This is a genomic window from Kluyvera sp. CRP, assembly GCF_019930565.1.
GTDB lineage: Bacteria > Pseudomonadota > Gammaproteobacteria > Enterobacterales > Enterobacteriaceae > Kluyvera > Kluyvera georgiana_A.
Genome location: NZ_CP082841.1, coordinates 1,640,481 through 1,664,025, shown reverse-complemented (window position 1 = coordinate 1,664,025; position 23,545 = coordinate 1,640,481). Strand labels below are relative to the sequence as shown.

At 55.6% G+C, this 23,545-nt stretch carries 21 protein-coding genes; 9 read left to right on the top strand and 12 right to left on the bottom strand.

What is annotated here, in order from left to right:
* Window positions 1-189: 189 nt before the first annotated feature.
* The 3 genes from zapG to degS all read left to right on the top strand — a co-directional run bounded on the left by zapG (window position 190) and on the right by degS (window position 3,261).
* Window positions 190-588, top strand: coding sequence for a Z-ring associated protein ZapG (gene zapG, locus K7B04_RS07810; protein ID WP_064541800.1), 399 nt, complete (start codon window positions 190-192; stop codon window positions 586-588).
* Between the two features lie 138 nt (window positions 589-726).
* Window positions 727-2,103 carry a serine endoprotease DegQ gene (gene degQ, locus K7B04_RS07805; RefSeq protein ID WP_163447763.1) on the top strand — a complete coding sequence of 459 codons (1,377 nt, stop codon included), beginning with the start codon at window positions 727-729 and terminating at the stop codon, window positions 2,101-2,103.
* Window positions 2,104-2,193: 90 nt separating this feature from the next.
* Window positions 2,194-3,261 carry an outer membrane-stress sensor serine endopeptidase DegS gene (degS, locus tag K7B04_RS07800; protein WP_223803783.1) on the top strand — a complete coding sequence of 356 codons (1,068 nt, stop codon included), beginning with the start codon at window positions 2,194-2,196 and terminating at the stop codon, window positions 3,259-3,261.
* A gap of 57 nt (window positions 3,262-3,318) precedes the next feature.
* Here degS and mdh read toward each other — a convergent pair whose 3' ends face one another.
* Window positions 3,319-4,257, bottom strand: a complete 939-nt coding sequence (gene mdh / locus K7B04_RS07795) for a malate dehydrogenase (protein ID WP_163447761.1) — start codon at window positions 4,255-4,257, stop codon at window positions 3,319-3,321.
* Window positions 4,258-4,701: 444 nt separating this feature from the next.
* On the opposite strand from mdh, the gene argR reads away from it, so the two are divergent.
* The 3 genes from argR to yhcN-B all read left to right on the top strand — a co-directional run bounded on the left by argR (window position 4,702) and on the right by yhcN-B (window position 6,197).
* A complete protein-coding gene (gene argR / locus K7B04_RS07790) occupies window positions 4,702-5,172 on the top strand; it encodes a transcriptional regulator ArgR (RefSeq protein WP_035891195.1) in 471 nt (156 codons plus the stop codon).
* A 375-nt stretch (window positions 5,173-5,547) separates the two neighbouring features.
* Entirely contained in the window at window positions 5,548-5,811 is a 264-nt protein-coding gene (gene yhcN / locus K7B04_RS07785; RefSeq protein ID WP_065356166.1) for a peroxide/acid stress response protein YhcN, read from the top strand.
* 119 nt (window positions 5,812-5,930) lie between these two features.
* A complete protein-coding gene (yhcN-B, locus tag K7B04_RS07780) occupies window positions 5,931-6,197 on the top strand; it encodes a DUF1471 family stress response protein YhcN-B (RefSeq protein ID WP_064541780.1) in 267 nt (88 codons plus the stop codon).
* A gap of 52 nt (window positions 6,198-6,249) precedes the next feature.
* Here yhcN-B and K7B04_RS07775 read toward each other — a convergent pair whose 3' ends face one another.
* Both K7B04_RS07775 and K7B04_RS07770 read right to left on the bottom strand, forming a co-directional pair.
* Window positions 6,250-6,525 (bottom strand): barstar family protein, encoded by a 276-nt coding sequence (locus tag K7B04_RS07775; protein ID WP_167574942.1) that lies wholly within the window; start codon window positions 6,523-6,525, stop codon window positions 6,250-6,252.
* Window positions 6,526-6,550: 25 nt separating this feature from the next.
* A complete protein-coding gene (locus K7B04_RS07770) occupies window positions 6,551-8,005 on the bottom strand; it encodes an NAD-dependent succinate-semialdehyde dehydrogenase (protein ID WP_223803782.1) in 1,455 nt (484 codons plus the stop codon).
* A 104-nt stretch (window positions 8,006-8,109) separates the two neighbouring features.
* Between K7B04_RS07770 and K7B04_RS07765 the strand changes: the two genes are divergently transcribed.
* Window positions 8,110-9,483, top strand: a complete 1,374-nt coding sequence (locus K7B04_RS07765) for a CoA transferase (protein ID WP_223803781.1) — start codon at window positions 8,110-8,112, stop codon at window positions 9,481-9,483.
* A gap of 32 nt (window positions 9,484-9,515) precedes the next feature.
* Here the strand turns inward: K7B04_RS07765 and aaeB are convergent, their stop codons facing one another.
* Genes aaeB through aaeX form a run of 3 tightly spaced genes read right to left on the bottom strand, consistent with a single transcriptional unit; the run spans window position 9,516 to window position 12,632 of the window.
* The gene (gene aaeB, locus K7B04_RS07760) at window positions 9,516-11,483 is read right to left on the bottom strand and encodes a p-hydroxybenzoic acid efflux pump subunit AaeB (protein WP_163446525.1); all 1,968 of its coding nucleotides are present in this window, start codon (window positions 11,481-11,483) and stop codon (window positions 9,516-9,518) included.
* 5 nt (window positions 11,484-11,488) lie between these two features.
* On the bottom strand, window positions 11,489-12,421 hold the full coding sequence (gene aaeA / locus K7B04_RS07755; RefSeq protein ID WP_163446526.1) for a p-hydroxybenzoic acid efflux pump subunit AaeA: 933 nt from the start codon (window positions 12,419-12,421) through the stop codon (window positions 11,489-11,491).
* A 7-nt stretch (window positions 12,422-12,428) separates the two neighbouring features.
* Window positions 12,429-12,632 (bottom strand): p-hydroxybenzoic acid efflux pump operon protein AaeX, encoded by a 204-nt coding sequence (aaeX, locus tag K7B04_RS07750; RefSeq protein ID WP_064541762.1) that lies wholly within the window; start codon window positions 12,630-12,632, stop codon window positions 12,429-12,431.
* Between the two features lie 129 nt (window positions 12,633-12,761).
* On the opposite strand from aaeX, the gene aaeR reads away from it, so the two are divergent.
* Both aaeR and K7B04_RS07740 read left to right on the top strand, forming a co-directional pair.
* Entirely contained in the window at window positions 12,762-13,688 is a 927-nt protein-coding gene (gene aaeR, locus K7B04_RS07745; protein ID WP_167574939.1) for an HTH-type transcriptional activator AaeR, read from the top strand.
* Window positions 13,689-13,929: 241 nt separating this feature from the next.
* Window positions 13,930-14,544, top strand: coding sequence for a YagU family protein (locus K7B04_RS07740; protein WP_163446528.1), 615 nt, complete (start codon window positions 13,930-13,932; stop codon window positions 14,542-14,544).
* Window positions 14,545-14,596: 52 nt separating this feature from the next.
* Here the strand turns inward: K7B04_RS07740 and tldD are convergent, their stop codons facing one another.
* The 6 genes from tldD to mreC form a co-directional block, all read right to left on the bottom strand.
* On the bottom strand, window positions 14,597-16,042 hold the full coding sequence (tldD, locus tag K7B04_RS07735; protein WP_163446529.1) for a metalloprotease TldD: 1,446 nt from the start codon (window positions 16,040-16,042) through the stop codon (window positions 14,597-14,599).
* A 106-nt stretch (window positions 16,043-16,148) separates the two neighbouring features.
* On the bottom strand, window positions 16,149-19,946 hold the full coding sequence (yhdP, locus tag K7B04_RS07730; RefSeq protein ID WP_223803780.1) for an AsmA2 domain-containing protein YhdP: 3,798 nt from the start codon (window positions 19,944-19,946) through the stop codon (window positions 16,149-16,151).
* 33 nt (window positions 19,947-19,979) lie between these two features.
* Window positions 19,980-21,449, bottom strand: a complete 1,470-nt coding sequence (rng, locus tag K7B04_RS07725) for a ribonuclease G (protein WP_064541745.1) — start codon at window positions 21,447-21,449, stop codon at window positions 19,980-19,982.
* Window positions 21,439-22,032: a nucleoside triphosphate pyrophosphatase gene (locus tag K7B04_RS07720; protein WP_223803779.1), complete on the bottom strand. Its 594-nt coding sequence runs from the start codon at window positions 22,030-22,032 to the stop codon at window positions 21,439-21,441. Before K7B04_RS07720 ends, rng begins: the two co-directional genes overlap by 11 nt.
* Before the next feature lie 7 nt (window positions 22,033-22,039).
* Window positions 22,040-22,528, bottom strand: coding sequence for a rod shape-determining protein MreD (gene mreD, locus K7B04_RS07715; RefSeq protein ID WP_064541739.1), 489 nt, complete (start codon window positions 22,526-22,528; stop codon window positions 22,040-22,042).
* Entirely contained in the window at window positions 22,528-23,535 is a 1,008-nt protein-coding gene (gene mreC / locus K7B04_RS07710) for a rod shape-determining protein MreC (protein WP_163446532.1), read from the bottom strand. Before mreC ends, mreD begins: the two co-directional genes overlap by 1 nt.
* Between the last annotated feature and the right edge of the window lie 10 nt (window positions 23,536-23,545).

Here is a 23,545-nt window from a genome sequence, read left to right as displayed (position 1 = left end):
GTTATTCCTTTGAAAACCGGTATGTCTTACTTCACGATTGACTAAAAAAAGTCCGTTCTACACTACGCGATGATGCGTCAGGATTCCACTTCTACAGGATTAGCGGTTATAGTGGCACTATCGGGCGCTGGTATGGAGTTGCCGAAGCCGCCAATACCCTACGGAACAACAAAACAATGGGAGATGTTCATGACCTGGGAATACGCGCTAATTGGGTTAGTTGTCGGTATCATCATCGGTGCCGTAGCCATGCGTTTTGGTAATCGTAAATTACGCCAGCAGCAGGCGTTGCAGTACGAGCTGGAGAAAAACAAAGCCGAGCTGGAAGAGTACCGCGAAGAGCTGGTTAGCCATTTCGCCCGCAGCGCCGAGCTGCTCGATAACATGGCCGATGACTATCGCCAGATCTACCAGCATATGGCGAAAAGCTCCAGCAATCTGCTGCCGGGCATGTCTGCGGAAGCCAACCCGTTCCGCAACCGTCTGGCCGAGTCCGAAGCCGGAAACGATCAGGCGCCGGTACAGATGCCGCGCGACTACTCCGACGGCGCATCCGGTCTGCTGCGTAGCGGTGCAAAACGCGATTAATCTGCATTCCACAAATATTTTACGGGCGCATGGCATGCGCCCGTCCTCTTCTGCCTACGCCGTCTATATTTACTTCAATAACATCAGTCTTTTCGGGAAGTCGTGTTCTTGCATCCAGGGTCATGAGGGCCAGCATCAATGAATAAATCAACTTTACTGTTAAGTGCGTTGGCGTTAAGCGTTGGGTTATCCCTCGCCGCTCCAGCGCCGGTGTTCGCGTCGCTGCCGACACAGGTTCCAGGCCAGGGCGCGCTGCCTAGCCTCGCGCCGATGCTGGAGAAAGTGCTGCCTGCGGTGGTGAGCGTTCAGGTAGAAGGAACGGCTCCCGTGAATCAACAGGTGCCAGACGAGCTCAAAAAGTTCTTTGGCGACGATGGCGGCAACACGGCCAATGAGCCCACCCAGCAGTTTGAAGGTCTGGGCTCCGGCGTCATTATTGATGCCATTAAAGGCTACGTGCTAACCAACAATCACGTCATCAGCGACGCGCAGAAAATCAGCGTTCAGTTGAACGATGGCCGTGAGTTTGAAGCGAAGCTTATCGGTAGCGACGACCAGAGCGACATTGCGCTGCTGCAAATCCAGAAAGCCAGCCATTTGACGCAAATCGCCATCGCCGATTCCGACAAACTGCGCGTGGGCGACTTCGCCGTGGCCGTCGGGAACCCGTTCGGCCTGGGGCAGACCGTCACATCCGGTATCGTCTCGGCGCTGGGCCGTAGCGGCCTCAATCTGGAAGGGCTGGAGAACTTCATTCAGACCGATGCGGCTATCAACCGCGGCAACTCCGGCGGCGCGCTGCTGAACCTGAACGGCGAGCTGATCGGTATCAACACCGCCATTCTGGCGCCCGGTGGCGGCAGCGTCGGTATCGGCTTTGCTATCCCGAGCAACATGGCACAGACCCTGGCTCAACAGCTGATTCAGTTCGGTGAAATCAAACGCGGCCTGCTCGGCATCCGCGGTATGGAGATGACCGCCGACATCGCCAAAGCGTTTAATCTCGATGTGCAGCGCGGGGCATTCGTTAGCGAAGTGCTGCCTGGCTCCGGTTCAGCAAAAGCGGGAATTAAATCCGGCGACGTGATTACCAGCCTGAACGGCAAGCCGCTGAATAGTTTCGCCGAGTTGCGTTCCCGCATCGCCACCACGGAACCGGGTTCGAAGGTCAAATTGGGCCTGCTCCGGGACGGTAAACCGCTGGAAGTAGAGGTGACGCTGGATAAGAGCGCCTCATCAACCGCCAGCGCACAGCTGATTATCCCGGCGCTGGAAGGGGCATCGCTCAGCGATGGCCAGGCGAAAAGCGGCACTAAAGGGGTTGTCATTTCTGGCGTGGAAAAAGGTAGCCCTGCCGCGCAAATCGGCCTGCATAAAGATGACGTCATCATCGGTATCAACCGCCAGCCGACACAGTCGATTGCCGAACTGCGCAAGGTGCTGGAAGCGAAACCGGCGGTTATCGCGCTGAATGTCATACGCGGTAATGAAAGTATTTACCTGCTTCTGCGCTAATCCACGAAAAACCGGGCATAGCCTGGAATGTATGTCCGGTTTTTCTCGTGGTATGCTTCGTCCAGTTTCCTCATCAACGATGCCTGTATCATGCTTGTAAAGCTCTTACGTTCGGTTGCACTTGGTTTACTGGTTGGCGGCATACTCATTGTCACCGTCCCTTCGTTGCGTCAGTGGAATCCATTATCCACCGAGCGCTTTAGCAGTACAGATGAAGCCCCCTCCAGCTATAACACGGCGGTGCGCCGCGCTGCCCCTGCGGTGGTGAACGTCTATAACCGCAGTCTGAACAGCAACACCAATAATCAGCTGGAAATCAAAACGCTCGGATCCGGGGTGATCATGGACGAGCGCGGCTACATTATTACCAACAAACATGTGATCAACGATGCCGATCAGATCATCGTCGCCCTCCAGGATGGTCGCGTGTTTGAAGCCCTGCTGGTCGGCTCCGATAGCCTGACCGATCTGGCGGTGCTGAAGATCAACGCCACCGGCGGCCTGCCGGTTATCCCCATTAACCCGAAGCGCACACCGCACATCGGTGACGTAGTGCTGGCCATCGGCAACCCGTACAACCTCGGGCAGACCATTACTCAGGGGATTATCAGCGCGACCGGTCGTATCGGCCTCAACCCAAGTGGTCGACAGAACTTTCTGCAGACCGATGCCTCTATCAACCACGGTAACTCCGGCGGCGCGCTGGTCAACTCGCTGGGTGAGCTGATGGGCATTAACACCCTCTCTTTCGATAAGAGTAACGACGGTGAAACCCCGGAGGGGCTGAGTTTCGCCATTCCGTTCCAGCTGGCAACCAAAATTATGGATAAGCTGATTCGTGACGGACGCGTGATTCGCGGCTTTATCGGCATCAGCGGACGAGAAATTGCCCCGCTGCATTCACAAGGCGGCGGTATCGATCAAATTCAGGGGATTGTCGTCAATGAGATAGCCCCGGACGGCCCGGCGGCACAGGCGGGCATTCAGAACAACGACGTGATTATTTCGGTCAACGGCAAACCGGCGATTTCCGCGCTGGAAACCATGGACCAGGTCGCCGAGATTCGTCCGGGATCGGTCATTCCGGTGGTCGTGATGCGTGATGATAAGAAACTGACCATGCAGGTCACCATTCAGGAATATCCTGCGTCGGGCTAAGCAGCAGAAAAAGCAAAGGGGCCATTGGCCCCTTTGTCACGTCTAAGGCGTCACGCCTTATTTATTGATGAAATCTTCACCCAGCTGAATATCTTTTCTCAGCGTCTCAAGCATACCTTCCAGCGCCTGCTGTTCGTAAGCGCTCAGTTTGCCAATCGACTGGCGTTCTTCAATCCCGTTTTTACCTAACAGCAGCGGCTGCGAGAAGAAGCGCGCGTACTGGCCGTCTCCTTCGACATAGGCGCATTCAACCACGCCCTTCTCGCCCTGCAGGGCGCGAACCAGAGACAGGCCGAAACGCGCCGCCGCCTGGCCCATGGAGAGCGTAGCCGAGCCGCCACCCGCCTTCGCTTCCACCACTTCGGTGCCCGCGTTCTGGATGCGTTTGGTCAGGTCGTTCACTTCCTGATCGGAGAAGCTCACGCCGGAGATTTGCGATAATAAAGGCAGAATGGTCACGCCAGAGTGGCCGCCTATCACCGGCACTTCAACTTCGCTGGCGCTTTTACCTTTTAGCTCCGCCACGAAAGTGTTGGAGCGGATGATATCCAGCGTGGTCACGCCGAACAGTTTGTTCTTGTCATATACGCCCGCCTTTTTCAGCACTTCAGCGGCAATGGCCACTGTGGTATTCACCGGGTTGGTGATAATACCAATACAGGCTTTCGGGGCAGTTTTGGCGATTTGTTGCACCAGGTTTTTAACAATACCGGCGTTAACGTTAAACAGATCGGAGCGATCCATACCGGGCTTACGCGCCACACCGGCAGAAATCAGGACCACATCAGCCCCTTCCAGCGCAGGCGTAGCATCTTCACCGGAGAAGCCTTTGATTTTAACATCCGTCGGAATATGGCTGAGATCGACCGCCACACCTGGCGTGACGGGGGCAATATCATAGAGAGAGAGTTCTGAACCTGAAGGCAGTTGGGTCTTTAGTAGTAGGGCAAGCGCCTGGCCAATACCGCCGGCGGCACCAAGGACTGCGACTTTCATCCTAAACTCCTTATTATGGTTAATGACTTTCAGGTAACAACCTGTCGTGGACCGCATAAACCAACGCAGGAGATACCAGTTGTTACTCCGTTGCGGCGACCTTAATTCACAAGGTAAATAATTACAATATAATTGCTTACAGAATGCGGGCCATTCAACAGCATCCGCATTACTCCCAGAAAAAGGCCTTTCTACGAAACCAAATTTTCATCAACTATCGATTACAATATACTCAGCATGTTGCGTAAAACAACAGCAATTTAATAACATTTCATTTACTTTTAACTTATTTGGATCCCGTGATATAGGCATGTTTCTTAGGTCTAATTTTTGATAAAATCCGCCCTTTCTCTATTTGGCTTAGCCTCTGGAGCAAATTATTTTGCATAAAAATTCACCTATATGCATAATAATGTTAATTTCACCACCATACTCGGGTGACTTATGCGAAGTTCAACTAAACAAGAAGAATTAGTTAAAGCCTTTAAAGCATTACTGAAGGAAGAAAAATTTAGCTCTCAGGGCGAAATTGTTCAGGCCTTGCAGGAAGAAGGTTTCGATAATATTAACCAGTCCAAAGTTTCTCGTATGCTGACCAAGTTTGGCGCCGTGCGTACCCGCAACGCTAAAATGGAAATGGTTTACTGCCTGCCGGCCGAGCTGGGCGTGCCGACAACCACCAGCCCGCTGAAGAATCTGGTGCTGGATATTGATTACAACGATGCGGTCGTGGTTATCCATACCAGCCCCGGCGCTGCACAGCTGATCGCTCGCCTGCTTGACTCTCTGGGCAAAGCGGAAGGCATTCTCGGCAGTATTGCCGGTGACGACACGATTTTCACCACGCCGGCACGCGGGTTCACCGTTAAAGATCTCTACGAGGCCATCCAGGTTCTGTTCGAGCAGGAGCTGTAATCCCTCTTCCTTTCTCCTCTGGTCCACCAGAGGAGCTGCTTTAACTGCAAATTCCCCTACGTTTCACTCCCGTCTCGTTAACATTAAGTGCGATTTTCTGCCCACAATCATAGAACCAGTGAATATATCCGTTCATAAGCGCACAAAAAATCAAATTCTAATATCTATTTAATTTCACTCATTATTTACACTTAACTTTACCGAAATGTCTCTTTTTTTATACGTATCTGTTCTAAAAATGACGATTTTTGACATCTAATTACACGCGAAACCATTAGCTAGGTATTAATATTTTATGTGATTAGTGTATACTTAATTTCGTGATGAGGGTCACAAAACAAAGACCTTCCAAAAAAATTCGACGAGGTGAGTATCATGAAAATCAAAACAACTGTTGCCGCTCTGAGCATCCTTTCCGTTATCTCTTTCGGTGCGTTTGCCGCTGACTCTATCAGCAGCGATCAAGCCCAAAGCCGTCAGTCAATCGGCACCGTTTCCATCGGTTCCGTCGGTTCATCTCCGATGGATATGCACGAAATGCTGAACAAAAAAGCGGAAGAACAAGGTGCATCATCCTATCGCATCATTGAAGCGCGTACCGGCGCTCATTGGCACGCAACGGCTGAACTGTACAAATAAGTTCGCGTCAGGCAGCACGTCGGCAGTGTAGAAAAGTTTAATACCCAGCGGTCCCAGGAATCAGAAACAACATCCTCTCACCGCTGAAGAATGAAGAATATGGTGAGGAGTAAAACATTATGAAAAGCGCAATGATCATCGCATCCCTTGGTCTGGCATCCGTTCTGTCCTTCGGCGCAAGCGCCGCAGTGCAACAGGTTAACGCGGAGCAGGCACAGAATCTGCAATCCGTCGGCACCGTTTCTGTTTCTCAGATCGGTAGCGACCCGATGGATATGCGCAGCGCATTAGCCGCTAAAGCCGAAAAACAAGGCGCCAGCAGCTACCGCATTATTGAAGCCCGTACCGGCGACCATTGGCACGCTACGGCTGAGCTGTACAAATAAACCCTCGTCGTCTTGTCCGACGACTTGCCCTCGCCCTTATGCGAGGGCTTTTTTATGCTCGTTGCACGTTGAACCGCAGCATCCCTTCCAGCTCTTCTTCCGCTTCATCAAACAGCAGAATCAGCGCGCCGTAGCGACGGCGCTGCTTGTCGTCGAGATGGATAAACTCGATCTCCAGCGGTAACGGCATTTGTGGGCCGGTGACCGCATCCCAAAGTGCGTCCAAATCGCGAATCGACTCACGATCGAGGGCAAAGAGTTGAGCGAACTCCCGATAAAAATCGCCCTGATCCTCTATCTCGTCAAAATCAAAAGTATAGATTTTCATCTCACGCCCTCTCCCATCCTGCAAACTAAAGTCCCCCAATGTGCAGCGTTTTTACCTCAAGGTACTCTTCCAGTCCCAGCACCGAGCCTTCACGCCCCAGCCCGGACTCCTTAACGCCGCCGAATGGCCCCAGCTCAGTTGACACTGCACATTCGTTAATACCGATCATCCCGCTTTCTAACGCCTGCGAGACGCGGAACACGCGAGACAGGTTTTGCGTATAGAAATAGGCGGCCAGGCCGTAGGGCGTATCATTCGCCCGGTGAATAACGTCATCCTCATCGCGGAAGCGGAAGCACGCCGCCAGCGGGCCAAACGTCTCTTCCTTCGCCAGCAGCATCTGTTCCTGACAGTCGCCCAGCACCGTCGGCTGCCAGAAGTTGCCGCCCAGCTCATGAGGCTGACCGCCAGCCAGCACCTTCGCCCCCTTCGAGACGGCGTCTTCTACGTGCTCACGCACTTTTTTCACTGCCGCCGCTTCAATCAGCGGGCCAACGACCACGCCATCATCCAGACCGTTGCCGACTTTCAGCGCTTTCACGGCGGCGGCAAGCTGGCTGGTGAAACGGTCATAGACGCTATCGTGAATATAGAAACGGTTCACGCTGACGCACACCTGCCCGGCGTTGCGGAATTTATTGGCTACCGCCCCCTGTACCGCCGCGTCGATATCCGCATCCTCAAAGACGATATAGGGCGCATTGCCCCCCAGCTCCATCGAGACTTTCTTCATGGTTTCCGCAGCGTTACGCACCAACGTTTTCCCCACCGCCGTCGAGCCGGTGAAGGAGATCTTACGCACGTCGTGGCTCGCCATTATGGCGTCGCTGATTTCCGCCGTGTTCCCCGCCACCGCGTTCAGCACCCCGTCAGGGATCCCGGCTTTTTTCGCCAGCGCCAGCAGCGCGAACGCGCAAAGCGGTGTGTTGTTGGCAGGTTTAATCACCCCGGTACAGCCCGCGGCCAGCGCCGGACCGAGCTTACGGGTCAGCATCGCCATCGGGAAGTTCCACGGCGTAATCGCCGCCACCACGCCAATCGGTTCACGCGTCGCCAGAATGCGCGAGCCGGGTTTCGCCGGGGGAATGATCTCCCCATTTGCCCGCTTGCCCTGTTCGGCAAACCACTGGATAAAGCTCGCCGCGTAATCCACTTCCCCTTCCGCCTCTTTCAGCGGTTTGCCTTGTTCAATGGTCATCAGACGCGCCAGCCAGCTTTTGTTTTCAATCATCAGCTGATACCAGCGATAAAGCAGCTCCGAGCGTGCTTTTGCCGTTTTTGCCCGCCACTGTGGGAACGCTTTTGCCGCGGCGGCAATCGCCTGTTCGGTCTCATGCTTTCCGGCCTTCGCTACCTTTGCTACCACCTCGCCCGTTGCTGGGTTCAGCACGTCAAAGGTGGCGTCGAGATGGCGCCATTCGCCATTGACCAGATAGCCTGTTTGAAAAAGGTCATTGTCCTGTAGCGCTTGCGTGGTCATTACACCCTCCTGAAAAGTGTTTCCAGTTAAGTATAGCTATCGCTTTTACGGCAATAGTTGCCAGAATAACGAAAGTCGCATTAATGACGGGGAAGCGTGCTGTGATGAGTGAATATCCTGTTTTCAATAAGCTGCGCCAGGAACTCGGTTTGGCGCATTTCGCTACGAATAAGGTGACGTTAAGCGGTTGTGGGCCAATTTATCCCACGCCGTTTGCCATCGGTGACGCCGCCGCATCAATACTGGCGCTGCAGGGGATTATGCTGGATGCGCTGAGAGGTACTCAGCAGGACATTCACGTTAACGCCCACTGTGCCGCTGCATCGACCCACGCGGTGACCTTTCAGCAACAGAACGGGTATAACTGGCAGTACAACGATCCCGACTATCCCACTACCGATTTCTATCTGACCCAGGACAACCGCTGGATTTTCCTGCACGGCGGCTACCCGCGGCTGCGTGACGGCATTCTCGATATCCTTGATGTGCCGAATAACCGCGCCAGAGTGGCGCAGGCGGTCGCAAAATGGAACGCCGAGGCGCTCGAAGAGACGATAGCCCGCGCCGGGCTGTGCGCGGCAATCGCCCGCAGTCATGATGAATGGCTGGCGCATCCTCAGGGGCAGGCGGTCAGCCAGGAGCCGCTAATCCGCTTCACGCGTCTGACCGACAGCCCCCCTAAACCTCGCCAGTACGGCAATGAGCGGGTTCTTCAGTCGCTGCGGGTGCTGGACTTCACGCATGTGATTGCCGGGCCAACTGCCACCCGCGGGCTGGCGCAAATGGGCGCTGACGTGCTGCATATCTCATCTCCCTATCGCCCACGTATTCTGCCGTTTGACGTCGATACCAATCACGGTAAACGCAACGCCTACCTCGAACTGTCCAGCGCCGATGGGGCAAGGCGAGCGGCGCAGCTGGTGCGCGATGGCGACGTGTTTGTGCAGAGCTATCGCCCAGGCGCGCTCGCCCGCTATGGGCTCAGCAATGAGGAACTGGCGCGCAACAATCCGCACATTATCACCGTGAACCTCAACTGCTACGGACATCGGGGGCCATGGAAAGACCGTCCAGGGTTTGAACAACTGGCTCAAACGGTGACGGGAATGGCGGTGGCGCAGGGCGAAGGAGGCCAGCCGCAGCTCGGGCCAACCTATCCCAACGACTATTTGAGCGGCTACCTGGCGACACTCGGTGTGTTGATAGCGCTGGAGCGTCAACGTCACGAAGGCGGCGCATGGCAGGTGGATGTATCGCTGTGTCGAACGGCAACATGGTTACAGGAGTTGGGAAGCCTGGCTGAGTGGCGTCACGTACCGCCACCGGATGCTCAAGCCATCGCGAGCGCGATGGCAGTGGAACAGGGGCCGTTTGGCGAACTGCGTTACTTCAATAGCGCGCTGTCGTTGGCGCACACGCCGATGCACTTCTCGCAGCCAGCGATGCCGCTGGGGGCACACGAGGCCGCGTGGTGGTAAATTTCCCGGGTCTATTCGGCCCGGGAAGTTGACTAATTGATGGTTAAAGCGCTCTGATACTTATGCAGCATCGCCACCAGCCGTTCAACCGGCTGCGTCACCTGCTCGGGCGCTTCCCAGACGCGAAGCTTATTCTGGTAAACACTCAATTCATCCAGCAACCGCGAGAAGTAGTAATGGCGTTTATCGTCGCTGCTGGCCGAAATCACCTTATCGGCGGTGCGGCGCAACTGGCGGTGGAAAGCCGACAGATCGTCATTGACTGGAATCGGCGCGTCGCGCAGGCGCTGGTGCGCAATGATAAGCGTCAGCGCCAGGCGGAACTTAGCGACATCGCCGGGAAACTTGTTCAGCAGTAAAAAGAGCTGCTGATACAACGCCGGCAGATGGTTCTCTTTGCGCCGCGCCATATTGGTGGTCATCGCCGAAACGGCGGCAAACACAAACTGGTTCAGCAACACACGGCCAGTGCGCAAGCGCGAGTTATCGCGAATCAGCAGAATGACGATCAGCGCCATAAAGCAGCCGACAATCTGCCCCAGCGCGCTGTCGAGAAACTGGCTGAAGTGGAAAGTCATCGGGTTATCCAGCACCAAAATGTTGATGGTACTGGCCAGCGCACCAAGCGAGCCCAGCCGCCGTTTCTGCACCTCAATGCCGATAAAGAAGCACATCACCGCCAGGCTCAGGCACAGCAGGAACATACTTTGCTGGGTGGCGGGCATGATCACCAGGAAATAGAGCGCGCCGATCGGCAAAGCGGCAATCGTCCCGTAAAGGAAGTCGATCGCAACCATGCGCGGATTGGGAAGACGCATCGCCAGCGAGGTCACCACGGCGATCATCACCATCGCCCCGCTACCTGAGGTCCAGCCGGTCCATAGCCAGAATAAAATACCCAGCGCGCAGGAAACCGTGGTACGCCAGAAGTTGACCATCGCATGATGACGTTCGGCGGATTCCGGCCTCACCACCACTTCGCTTTGCAGAATTTCTTCTTCGCGGGCGCTGATCTTGGCGTTGCCAACCACACCACGTCTGAGCAGCAGGTAGCGCGTGGCCGCACCGACCCAACTGTAGATGGTGACCGGCGTATCGTGTTCGCCGGTCCACGCCAGCACGCGACGCATGCGCTTAAGCTGACGATGTACATCCTGCACCGTCTCGACCGGCTCCTCAAACAGCTCGCGGTAAGCGTCTGTCACCAGCTCCGGGCGCGAATTCTGCATGATAAACGTTTCAACGGCCTGGGTGATCATCGTCAGTGAGACGGTATTTAGCGCTTTCAGGCGACGGTTAGCGCGTGTCCAGCGTGATGACTCCATATTCAGGTTGCTACGCATACCTTCCAGCGCGGTAGCGCGGCGCACCAGCGCAAGCCAGGCGCGATCCATCTCATCGCTGTCACCGTGCTTAATGCACAGTTGCATCAGGCGGTATTGATCGATGAGCATCGAATCCAATTCGTTATCGATCTCTTTTTTGATCGAACGCGGAGAGAACAGCAGATCGGCGACGATCGCGCAGACGATACCGATCACGATCTCGCTACAGCGCTCTACTGCGAACTGCGGCGTTAACAGCGGTTCGGCCTGAATGGTAATAACGATAATCAGCGCCGTATAGCCGGAAAGCCCCCAGGCGTAGGAGTTCTCGACGCGCACCAGCGACGAGATCCAGGTGCAGAAACCGGCCCAAATGCTGCACACCAGCAGCATCAGCAACGGCGCGCGGATCATGGTGATAATAATCACCAGCGCGGCGATACAGCCGATAAAGGTGCCTACAATACGCAGCATCCCGCGGTAACGAATCGCCCCCGCGTAAGGTTCGCCCCCCGCAGCAAAAGCCGGACCGGCGGCCACCAGCGCGGCGGTCAGCACCGCCCAGCGCGGAGTTTCAAGCTGAAAGTGAAAGCCGACAAACAGCGCCAGCACCACCGCGCAGGCCAGTTTGATGGCAAAGCGGATGTGCTGGTTGGCAATACTGAAGATGCCCATGGCGATTAACCGAATTCACGCAGGCGCAGCGCCAGTTTCTGGAAGAACGTCATCTGGCTGGCATCGCGATCTTTTTCACCGGTGATCACCACCGTAGCGGTCGTGCCCGCTGGCCACAGGTTACCCGGTTCGTCATCAAGATGAATACGGACCGGCACGCGCTGGGCCAGGCGTACCCATTCCAGGTTGGAATCAACGGTCGCCATCCCTTTACTGTCGACGCTGCTGCTGGCGTTGGTGACGCCCGCCGCCATGCTGTCAACGGTTCCTTTTAATACGCGGTTACTGCCCAGCGGCGTAATTTCCGCACGGTAGCCAGGACGCACGCGCTCCAGCTTGGTCTCTTCCAGATAGGCCATCACGTAGAAGGAGTGCTGTTTCACCAGCGCCACCGCCGTGGAACCTCGGGTAATAAACTCACCGGCATAGACGTTCAGGTTGGTTATCCAGCCGTCTGCTGGCGCGCGAATTACGGTACGCTCAAGATCAAGACGCGCGAGATCGCGGGTTGCCTGCGCCTTCGCTAACTGATGCAAAACGGTTTGCAGCACGTTGTTAGACTGATCGATCTCTTCACGCGACATCGCATTGATGCCTAGCTTGTTACGACGCCCGGCTTCACGGCTTTTCTCTTCAGCCAGCGCCTGGTAGTAGGAGACATCGGCTTCTGCTTCGGCCAGCGCCTTCTGGTAGCGCGGCTGATCAATCACAAACAGAACCTGATTTTTGGTAACCAGTTGGTTATCCTTGACCTGTACACCAGTAATGAGGCCCGACACGTCGGGAGCGATAGCCACGACGTCCGCGCTAAAGCGCGCATCGCGAGTCCAGGGGGATTCGGTGTAATAGACCCAGGCGCGGAAAATAGCGATGAACGCCAGGATAACCAGTATCACCGTAATCGCGGTACGGGAGATATTTCTTGTTAGTGTTTTCACATCTACCTCAAACGAACAAACGTGATATCAGATAAAACAGGCAGCAATACAGTGCCGTGTTGAACAACGCGGGATGCCAGACAAAATCGTAGATCCCGGTTGGCACCAGCACTCGATGCACCACCCAAAAAATGGCGAGCGACAACAGCAGCTCAAAGAAGATCGGTGGAAAAGAGAGACCGAAAATCACGATGACAGGAAACAGGCTCATGTTGACCTTACTAGACTAGCGTGCAGGTGAGATTGAAACTTTAGTTATGCAACTAACAGTATATTAACGTAACTGTTATAGCCTTATCTACATAGTGTGATGCAAATCACTTTTAAGCCAGAGTGAACAATGGAACGATTAAAACGGATGTCGGTGTTTGCCAAGGTTGTCGAGCATGGCTCCTTTACCGCCGCGGCACGACAGCTACAAATGAGCGTCTCTTCCATCAGCCAGACTGTCTCTAAACTGGAAGATGAGCTCCAGGTCAAACTGCTTAATCGCAGTACGCGGAGCATTGGTTTAACCGAAGCCGGTAAAATTTACTACCAGGGCTGCCGCCGCATGCTGCACGAAGTCCAGGATGTTCACGAACAGCTTTACGCGTTTAATAACACGCCGATTGGAACGCTGCGTATCGGCTGCTCTTCAACTATGGCACAAAATGTTCTCGCACGGATCACCGCCGATATGTTGAAAAAGTATCCCGAGTTAACGGTCAATCTGGTCACCGGCATTCCCGCGCCAGACCTGATTGCCGACGGGCTGGACGTGGTCATTCGCGTCGGATCCTTACAAGATTCCAGCCTCTTTTCACGTCGGTTAGGCGCGATGCCGATGGTGGTGTGCGCCGCGAAAAGCTACCTGCAACAGGCGGGAGTGCCGGAGAAACCCGCCGACCTCGCCAATCACTCGTGGCTGGAGTACAGCGTACGCCCGGATAACGAATTCGAGTTGATCGCCCCGGAAGGCATTTCCACGCGCCTCATTCCCGAAGGACGTTTTGTCACCAACGATCCCATGACGCTCACCCGCTGGCTTTCGGCAGGCGCCGGGCTGGCCTACGTGCCCCTGATGTGGGTGATCGAGGAGATCAACCGCGGGGACGTGGAAATTCTCTTCCCACGCTATCAGTCCGATCCCCGTCCGGTGTATGCCCTGTATACCGAGAAAGACAAACTGCCGCTAAAAGTGCAAGTCTGCATCAACTACCTGACCGAGTATTTTGTTGAAGTGGCGGAATTATTTCAGGGAATGCGCGGAAGAAGGAAAGAGTAGTGCAGGGATATGTCTTTAAACCTTAAAAAAGACTATAGATATACTTTATCTGAATATCTTCACCACATCGTTATCGCTAATCTAAAATATCCACCTTTGGACTATCAAGATTAGCGAATTGACACTACCGCCGAGCGTCACCTATCTTATTATTTATATCTGAAATTGAGACCATTATATTAGTTGCAGATATAAATAATAAGCATGCAATATTCAGGATTACTTTAGACAAGGGCCATCTATGAATCTATTTGAAATGACGCCGCCTTCACGCCGGCGCTATGGACTCGCCGCGTTCATTGGTTTAATCGCTGGGATTGTCTCGGCCTTCGTCAAATGGGGTGCAGAAGTTCCGCTGCCTCCACGTAGCCCTACTGATTTATTTAGCAGCGCATGCGGGCCGGAACAATTGATCAGAGCGGCCGGTCAAATTGACTGTTCGCGCAATTTCCTGAACCCACCCTATGTATTTCTACGCGATTGGTTAGGTGTTGCCGACCCTAACGCGGTGGTATATACATTTGCCGGTCATATATTTAACTGGGTTGGCGTCACACATATTATTTTCTCTATCGTCTTCGCTGTTGGCTATTGCGTAGTCGCGGAAGTCTTCCCGAAAATTAAACTCTGGCAGGGTCTGCTTGCAGGGGCCTTAGCCCAACTTTTCGTCCATATGATCTCATTCCCATTGATGGGATTAACACCGCCGCTTTTTGAACTTCCCTGGTATGAGCACGTCTCCGAAATCGTCGGGCACCTGATCTGGTTCTGGTCTATTGAAATCATTCGTCGTGATTTACGTAACCGTATTACTCACGAGCCGGACCCCGAGATTCCGCTGGATCATATTCGCTAAAAAAATGGCGCGACTCCAGGAGTCGCGCCATTCACGCATATCACTTTTCAGGTCAGGCGGTGCCGCCAACGGTCAGGTTATCCACCTTCAGCGTCGGCTGGCCAACGCCAACCGGCAGGCTCTGGCCTTCTTTACCACAAACGCCTACGCCGTTATCCAGCTTAAGATCGTTACCGACCATCGACACCTGCTGCATGGTTTCGATACCGGAACCAATCAGCGTGGCCCCTTTCACCGGCTTAGTCACCTTACCGTTTTCAATCAGGTAGGCTTCCGACGTTGAGAAGACGAATTTCCCGGAGGTGATATCCACCTGGCCACCGCCGAAGTTAGGCGCATACAGGCCGTATTCCACGGATTCAATAATTTCCTGCGGCGTGGATTTGCCCGCCAGCATGTAGGTGTTGGTCATACGCGGCATCGGCAGATGCGCATAAGATTCACGACGCCCGTTACCGGTTGGCGCCACGCCCATCAGGCGCGCGTTGAGTTTGTCCTGCATGTAACCTTTCAGAATGCCGTTCTCTATCAGGACGTTGTACTGACCCGGCACGCCTTCATCGTCAATCGCCACGGAACCGCGACGATCGCCGATCGTACCGTCATCCACAATCGTACACAGCTCAGACGCCACCAGTTGGCCCATCTGCCCGCTAAAGACCGAAGTGCCGCGACGGTTGAAGTCGCCTTCCAGACCATGGCCCACCGCTTCGTGCAGCAGCACGCCCGGCCAGCCCGCGCCAAGCACAACCGGCAGCGTCCCCGCCGGCGCAGCGACTGCCGACAGATTGACCAGCGCCATGCGCACGGCTTCTTTCGCCCACGCGTCGGCGCGGACTTCACCGTCGAGGTCAGCCAGGAAATAGTCATAGCCAAAACGACCGCCGCCGCCGCTGGCGCCGCGTTCGCGTTTACCGTCTTGTTCCACCTGTACGCTGACCGACAGACGCACCAGCGGGCGCACATCAGCCGCCAGCGTACCGTCGGTTGCCGCCACCAGAATCAGCTCATACACGCCGGTCAGGCTGGCGGTAACTTCCTGCACCCGCGAGTCTGCGGCACGCGCGACGCTGTCGACGCGGCGCAGAATATCCAGTTTCTCTTCGCGCGTCATGCTTTGTAGCGGATCCAGCGAGGTGTACAGCGCCGGGTGTTCAACCGCTCCCAGGGTTTGTACTTTACCGTCACCCGCATCGCGCACGATAGTACGTGCCGCCTGCGCGCTCTGCTCCAGCGCCAGCAGGCTAATCTGGTCGGCGTAGGCAAAGCCGGTTTTCTCACCGCTGACCGCACGCACGCCGACGCCCTGGTCGATGTTGTAAGAACCGTCTTTAATGATACGGTCTTCTAAAACCCAGGATTCGTGATAGCTGGACTGAAAATAGAGATCGCCATAGTCCAGACGGCGCTCCGTGAGTTGACCAAGAATGGCAAACAGGTCCTGATGATTCAGGCCGTTCGCCGCCAGCAATTGTTCACTTACCAGGTTTAGACTCATTATTTCGTTACTCACTAATGCCCGCGTGCCTTAAGCATAGCGGGCCTGTATTCCGGGTGTTTGTCGTATGAGATTGAGGCAATTCAGGGCTTGCGTCAAATCACGGCTATTTATTGCTACGCGCCTGGCGCAGCACTTCGTTAATTTGCGGCTTGTCGATCGGGCCGGTGATGCGATAACGCAGGATCGAGACCTTGTTCCACAATGGCCCCAGTACCTTGGTCGCGGCAAACACCGCCGCGCCGATAATCGGGTTCACCGCGAAAGCCGTCGCCACGCCGACCGTCGCCGAGATTTCCGGCGCGACAATCGCTTCCATATTCAACTCGCGGCGCACCAGGTCAACCGAGCCTTTCATGGCGATATCCGCCTCCAGGCCATCCACCAGCGTATCATCAGTATTCAGCACCCCGTCCTTAATCCACGCGGTGCTGCCGATGGAGTCAAAGTAGAATCCATCGCTGAAGGTGTCACTAAAGTCAAAGCGCAGCTTACGCAGCAACGCATCGACGCTCAGCAGGCGCAGCAACCGCCCGGCGTGGCCGGTAGAAATATCGGTAAACTGCCCTTTGCTGACGCGCGATTTGAGAATACCGTTCAGCGAAGCGACATCCGGCTGCCATGGTTTATCACGCCAATGTAAATCGTAGTCTACATCAACGGACGCGTCGCGAATTGGCGTGGAAACGCCGAAGAAGGCCACCGCATCATCAACGTTGTTACCGTGAATTTTGCCCTTCAGCGAGGTTCGCTGGCCAGAGGCCGCATTCACCCACACGCCCTCGGCGGTCAAGCGGCCAAAGCCGGTATCCACCAGGCCATTTGCCAGCGAGAGCGTATCGCCTTTGACGCTGAAATCACCGTCGATTCGCCCGTATTTCTGCCCCCATAGCCAGCACTCAGCGCAGCGCAGCTGGAGATCGGGCCAACCATGGAAGTCGATGGCGCTGCTGCTGGCGGTGGCGTTCGCGCTTCCGCTGGCTGTCTGCGCCAGCGGGTTCGCCGACGGGTTGTAGTAGAGATAACGCACCGTGGCCTGCCACGGCGAGTTGTTCTTCATCGTCAGGCTGGCGTTAATTTCGCGGCCCTGCGCTTCCACGCGCGTTCCGTCAGCCGTCGGTTTTGAGACCAGACTCAGGTTGTTCCACTGCTGGCCAGCAAAGGCCAGCGACGGCGTGCGCAGCGTGACGCTTTCCGGGAACGAGGCAGCGGAGCTCACGCTATCCGCCGCGCCGTGCTGGAACAGGGCCAGCCACTGCGCGCCATCCATCGGCGGTAAATTCAGTTCAACTCCCGGCGCCTGCGGCAGCGGCGGTATCGTGCGGCTGTCCGAGGTCCAGATGGCGCTCTGGAGCGCCAGCTTATTGCCCAGCAGCCAGCGGCTGTTAATGTGGTTACTCTGACCGACGTTGCCAGTCAGGTCGAAACTGCGCAGATTGCCGTCGACGTCAATTTTAAGCGGCAGCGCCTGACCCGCCGTTTTGTTGGCTGGCGAAGGTAAGTTACTACTCACATTCTGCAGATCGCCTGTGATACCGACTTTATAGGTGGCGCTACCGTGATACGGCAGCTCAATCGCGACATTGCCTTTCCACGGCACGCTGCCTTTCAACGCATCGTTGAGTTGTTTCGGCAGCACGCCCATTTTAACGGGCTGCCAGTCGGCCTGCATATTCACGCCAACCTGATACGCTTTCGCCCCTTCGGTGGTGGTGAAATCGATATTCAGCGGCTGATTAAACCAGGTTGCCGTCAGCGGTTCACTGGTCAGGTTGCCGTTTTCAAAGCTGAATTTGCCTTTCAGGTTATGCAGCGTGCTGTCCAACGGCTTGATAAACAGGCTGTTGTTATTCAGTGCTACGTTGCCTTTCGCGGTGACCTGTTCGCCGTCGAGCGGGATATCGAGATGTAAGCGTGCACTCACATCGCCGTCAATCTGCAACTCTTCAAGGGCCGCCGCCAGCGAGTCGTGCAGAGGCGTTTCCTGGAAATACGGACCAACCGCCTTGCCCGGGCCGTTGATATCGGCGTCAATCAGCAGCTTCTCTTTTTCGTAATCCGGAATGGCCGCCTCAAGATTACTGGCGGTCACGCCGCCGAGCGTCGCTTTGTCCGCCTTCATCCACAGGCCTTCGTTAATAAAGTTCAGCTCAATATCAAGATTGGTCAGCGCTGGCCAGTCCGGCTGGAAGGCAAAGGTCGCATCGTGCAGTGGAACGTAGACCTGGAACTGGCCTTCGTTGTGCTTATAAGGGAACAGGTGCGGGTTCCCGCCATACACCAGCGTGGCATTTTCCGCCTTGCCGGCTTTGATTGCGCCGCTCAGGTAATCAACCAGCTTCTTACCCATCAGGTTTTCCGGGAAGTAGCGCCACGCCTGGCCGCCATCATCGGTGCTGATCCCGGCGAGAATGCCCAGCCAGGGCTGATCGTCTTTTGGCTGAAGATAGCGGAAACCACCGGCGGCACGAACGCCTGTCGCCTGCACGTCGATATTGCGCCCGTCCAGCATCAAGCCTTTGTCGTTGTTCACCCAGTTCAGCGTAGCCGTGCCGTTGGCAATCTCCAGCGGCGCGCGGAACACATGCTCGTAAGGCATCAGCGCTTTTTGCATGGCGACGTGCAGCGCGCCGTTCTCGACGCTGCCCGATATGCTGCCGGAAACATGTTCAGCCCCCGGCAGCAGCTTCCACTGCTTCCAGGCCAGATTGTCCCAGCTCGCGTTAAAGCGCATTTTTCTGGTTTCCTGGAGAGGAATATCCATCGCCAGGGCATCAACCATGCCGCTCGGCTGAGCCGTACGCCAGATATCAGCCACTTCCGGCGAGAGCTTCTCGGCGATTGGCAGCAGGCCGTTTAACCCGGCGAGCGACAGGTGGCTGGCACGAATACGCAGTTCATCGCTGCGCTTAGCGTCTGGCCCGCCGACTTCCTGAGCCGGGATCCATGCCAGCGCCAGCGCGCCGCGCGGCCATGGCGTATCATCAATGGTGATGCGGGTATCCGGAATGCGGAATTCCCAGCCCTCTTTTTCCCGCGAAAGATGCGCGGTGAGGTTGTCCACCGAGAGCTGATGCATTTGCTGGTCGCCCTGCCAGCTGGCGCCGCCCTTTTTCAGCCACACGTCGCCGTTAGCCACTTCTCCTTTATCCAGCGACACCCAGCCTTCAAGACTAAAGCGCGCGCTGGTCAGCGCGATGTTGTCCTGCATCCACCGTCCAAGCCACGGCTTCACATCGATATCATCGGCCTGCAACCAGAGCCGCCCTTTATTGAGCAGGCCGTTTTCATCGCGCAGGTCCATGCGCACTTTCATCACCCCGTGCTGTCCGGTGAGGCTGGAAAGGCTCAGCTCACCTTCGGCACGGTGACGGTTTTTGTCATTCACCCATGTGAGCTGCGGCACCGCCAGTTCGGCACGCTGGCCGGAGAGGGTCAGGAAACTGAGGTGACTGTCGCGTAAGGTGAAGTGGTCGAACTGGCGTAGGAAGAGATCGCCGATGCGATCGCCCTTCAGGCCATCGTTGCTGTCGTTTTTCTGCAACGGCGTGTTGGTGTGAATTTGCAGCTGCCAGAAGGTCAGCTCGCGGAACTGCCAACGCATGTGCAGCAGGCTTTGCCAGACGTCCAGCGCCATGGAGGCGCGTTTGATGGAGAGTTCGCCGCCGTCATTCAGCCCGGCTTTGATATCACGAACATCGAGGGTCGGGCCAAAATTCTGCCAGCTGGCCTGGATTTGTGAGGCGGAGACCGGCAGCCCGGTCGCCGTTTCAATTTTACCCAGCAGCGCCGGACGCCATTTATCCAGATGCGGCAGTGCCAGACGCAGGCCGCTCACCAGCAGCGCGACAACGACAACCAGTGTGGCAACGGTGAGCAGTAAAATCCCCGGCAATCGCCTCACGCATCTCTCCTTGGGTCGCAGCAGGCTGCGTTATTACATCATGACCACATCAAACTGCTCCGGGTTATAGAGCGGTTCGATTTGAACTTTGACCTGCTTACCCACAAAGATCTCCACTTCCGCCAGCGCGTGGGATTCTTCACCCTTCAGCGTTTCCGCCACCGAAGGAGAAGCATAGACCAGGAAGCGATCGGAGTCGTAGGCGTGATGAACGCGCACAATTTCACGCATGATTTCATAGCATACCGTTTCAACGGTTTTCACCGTGCCGCGACCATGGCAGGTTGGGCATTCGGTGCACAGCACGTGCTCGACACTTTCACGGGTGCGCTTACGAGTCATTTCCACCAGCCCCAGCGGCGAGAACCCGTTCACGCTGGTTTTGACCCTGTCTTTACTCAGCGCCTGTTCCAACGAGTGCAGCACCCGGCGACGGTGATCTTCATTATTCATATCGATAAAGTCGATGATGATAATGCCGCCAAGATTACGCAGACGCAGCTGACGCGCAATCGCCTGAGTGGCTTCAATATTGGTGTTGAAAATGGTGTCATCGAGATTACGGTGGCCGACAAAGGCCCCGGTATTGATGTCCACGGTGGTCATCGCTTCGGTCTGGTCGATAACCAGATAGCCGCCTGACTTAAGTTCCACTTTACGCTCCAGCGCACGCTGGATTTCATTCTCAACATCGAAGAGATCGAAGATAGGCTGGCGACCGCTGTAGTGCTCAAGCTTACTGGTCATTTCAGGCATATATTCAGCCGTGAATTCCATTAACGCTTCGTAGGTCAAACGGGAATCAACGCGAATTTTATCCAGCTGAGCGTCAGCAAAGTCACGGAGCACACGCTGCGCCAGCGCAAGCTCGCCGTACATCTGGTAGCGGGTCTGTGGGCGTTTTTTACGCTCCATCACTTTCGTCCACACGCGCTTAAGGTAGGCGGCATCGGAGGCTAAATCCTCCTCGCACACCCCTTCCGCGGCGGTACGAATGATAAATCCGCCCTGTTCATCGCAGTAATCGGCCACCACTTTCTTTAAGCGGTCGCGTTCGGCTTCACTTTCAATACGCTGCGACACGCCGACGTGAGAAGCGCCAGGCATAAAGACCAGGTAGCGAGAAGGTAAGGTGATGTCGGTGGTCAGACGCGCGCCTTTGGTTCCCAGCGGATCTTTCACCACCTGCACCATCAGATCCTGTCCCTGACGCACCAGTTCAGAAATATCGCGGACGGTGAACTGCTTTTGCTCTTCACCCGCCACGCATTCGGTATGCGGCATGATATCGGAGGCGTGAAGGAACGCCGCCTTATCGAGACCAATATCTACAAAAGCCGCCTGCATACCCGGTAAGACACGACTAACACGACCTTTGTAGATATTGCCTACTATTCCGCGTCGCGCTTCACGCTCAATATGAATTTCCTGCAAAATGCCGCCATCGATGTACGCCACCCGCGTCTCCGATGGCGTCACGTTCACTAATAGTTCAGCCGTCATGTGTATCCCTTTTTTCACGTAGCGAGTTAAAGTTACTCAGCAACTCATACGTTTCCACCAGCGGTAAGCCGACTACGGCGTGATAGCTGCCATTTATCTTCCTGACGAAACAGCCACCCAGCCCTTGAATACCGTATGCACCTGCTTTATCTAAAGGTTCTCCGCTCGCAACATATGCTGCGATATCGTCATCAGAGAGCGTCCGGAAGGTCACATCAGTGATCACCAGACAGTCGAGCGTTTGCTGGCTATCGGCCAGCGCAACAGCGGTCATCACCTGATGGGTATTCCCCGAAAGCTTACGCAGCATCGCTGCCGCATGTGCTTCATCGCGCGGTTTCTCCAGTACTTCACCGTTGAGGATAACAATGGTATCTGCTCCCAGAACCGGGAGATCTTCGCTCGCTAAGGCGACACCAGCCTGCGCTTTCTCGCGCGCCAGTCGCGCCACGTAGTGCTGTGCATCCTCATGAGGACGGCGCACTTCTTCAATACCCGGAACCACTTTCTCAAAGGTCACCCCTAACTGAGTGAGCAGTTCCTGACGACGTGGAGAACCTGAAGCAAGATAGAGAGATACCATAACGACCTTATTGAACGGCAAATTGCTGACGAACTTTACGCATCAAAAGAAATATCCACGGCCAGAGCACGCCGTTTACTACACTACTCCAGAACACTTCAGGGCGGAAAGAGACGTTGATCACTAAAAACTCTGCCCAGAAAACAATAATATCCGTGGCAAGCGAGAGCAACATAACCACCAGCGCCTGCTGCCAGAGCGCGAGGTTACGGAACAGCTGATATTTCAGCGCCACCAGATACGCCACAATGCTCAACGACAGCGCGCGCACGCCAAGCGTTGAACCACTGATCAGATCCAGTATGGCACCCATCACGAACCCCGTGCCAACATTCACCCGATGCGGCAGCGCCAGTGACCAGTACAACAGAATGAGCAGCACCCAGTTTGGCCGGAAAACCGTGAGGTCGTCCGGCCAGGGCATAACTTGTAGCAACAGTGCGATAAGAAACGAGAGCCAGATTACCCAGCGTCCCTGGCTACGGTAACTTGCCACTATTGCCCCCCTGCGGAGGGTTGCGGTGGCGGCGTACCCGCAGGCGGCGTGGTTAACCCCGTTGCCGGAGCGGGAAGCTGCGGCCCCATGGTTTCTGGCGACGGCAGCACCTGAGGCATCATCTGCATCAGGCGTTCATTCGCCACGCGATGCACCTCTTCCGGGGTCATCGGGTTAGTGCCGTTACGATCGGCGCCCCACAGCAGCAACAGATAACGTAGACGCTGCAGGCCTGCGGTTGGACGCGCCTGAATCACCGTGTACGCACGCTGCGTATCCAGCTTAACCGACGAAACGACGCCAACCGGGTAGCCTTCCGGGAAACGCCCGCCCAGGCCTGATGTCACCAGCACGTCGCCCACACGAATATCGGTGTTGGCAGGCAGATGTTCCAGCTGGAGATCGTCGGTACAACCGTTACCGGCGGCAATCACACGGATATCGTTACGCAGCACCTGAATGGGCAGCGCATGGGTGGCATCGCAAATCAGCAGCACGCGGCTGGTGAGTTTGGCGACGGCCACAACCTGACCCACAACGCCTTTATCGCTGATCACCGGCTGGCCTTCGTAAACGCCGTTCACGCTGCCTTTGTCGATAACCACCTGGTCGCTGTAGGGATCGTTTACCGTTGAGATCACCTGCGTCACCATTTTCTGTTCGTCCTGGCGTAGCGGTGAACCTAACAGCTCACGTAAACGGGCATTTTCTTGCTTGTACTGACCCAGCATCAGCAGGTCGCTGTTTTTCAGCAGCAGTTCCTGACGCAGTGCACGGTTTTCGAGTTCGAGCTGATCGCGTGAAGCCAGCGTTTGCGAGACGCTATCGAGCAGTTCACGAGGACCATTAGAAACAAAGTAGAAAGGACTGACGGCAGTATCCATGTACGTTCGGATTTGACTGAACATACCCAGGCGGCTGTCGGCGATAATGACACCCAGCGCCACCAGCACCGCCAGAATAAGGCGAATCTGCAGCGACGGGCCACGGCTAAAAATGGGCTTCATAGGCTATGCG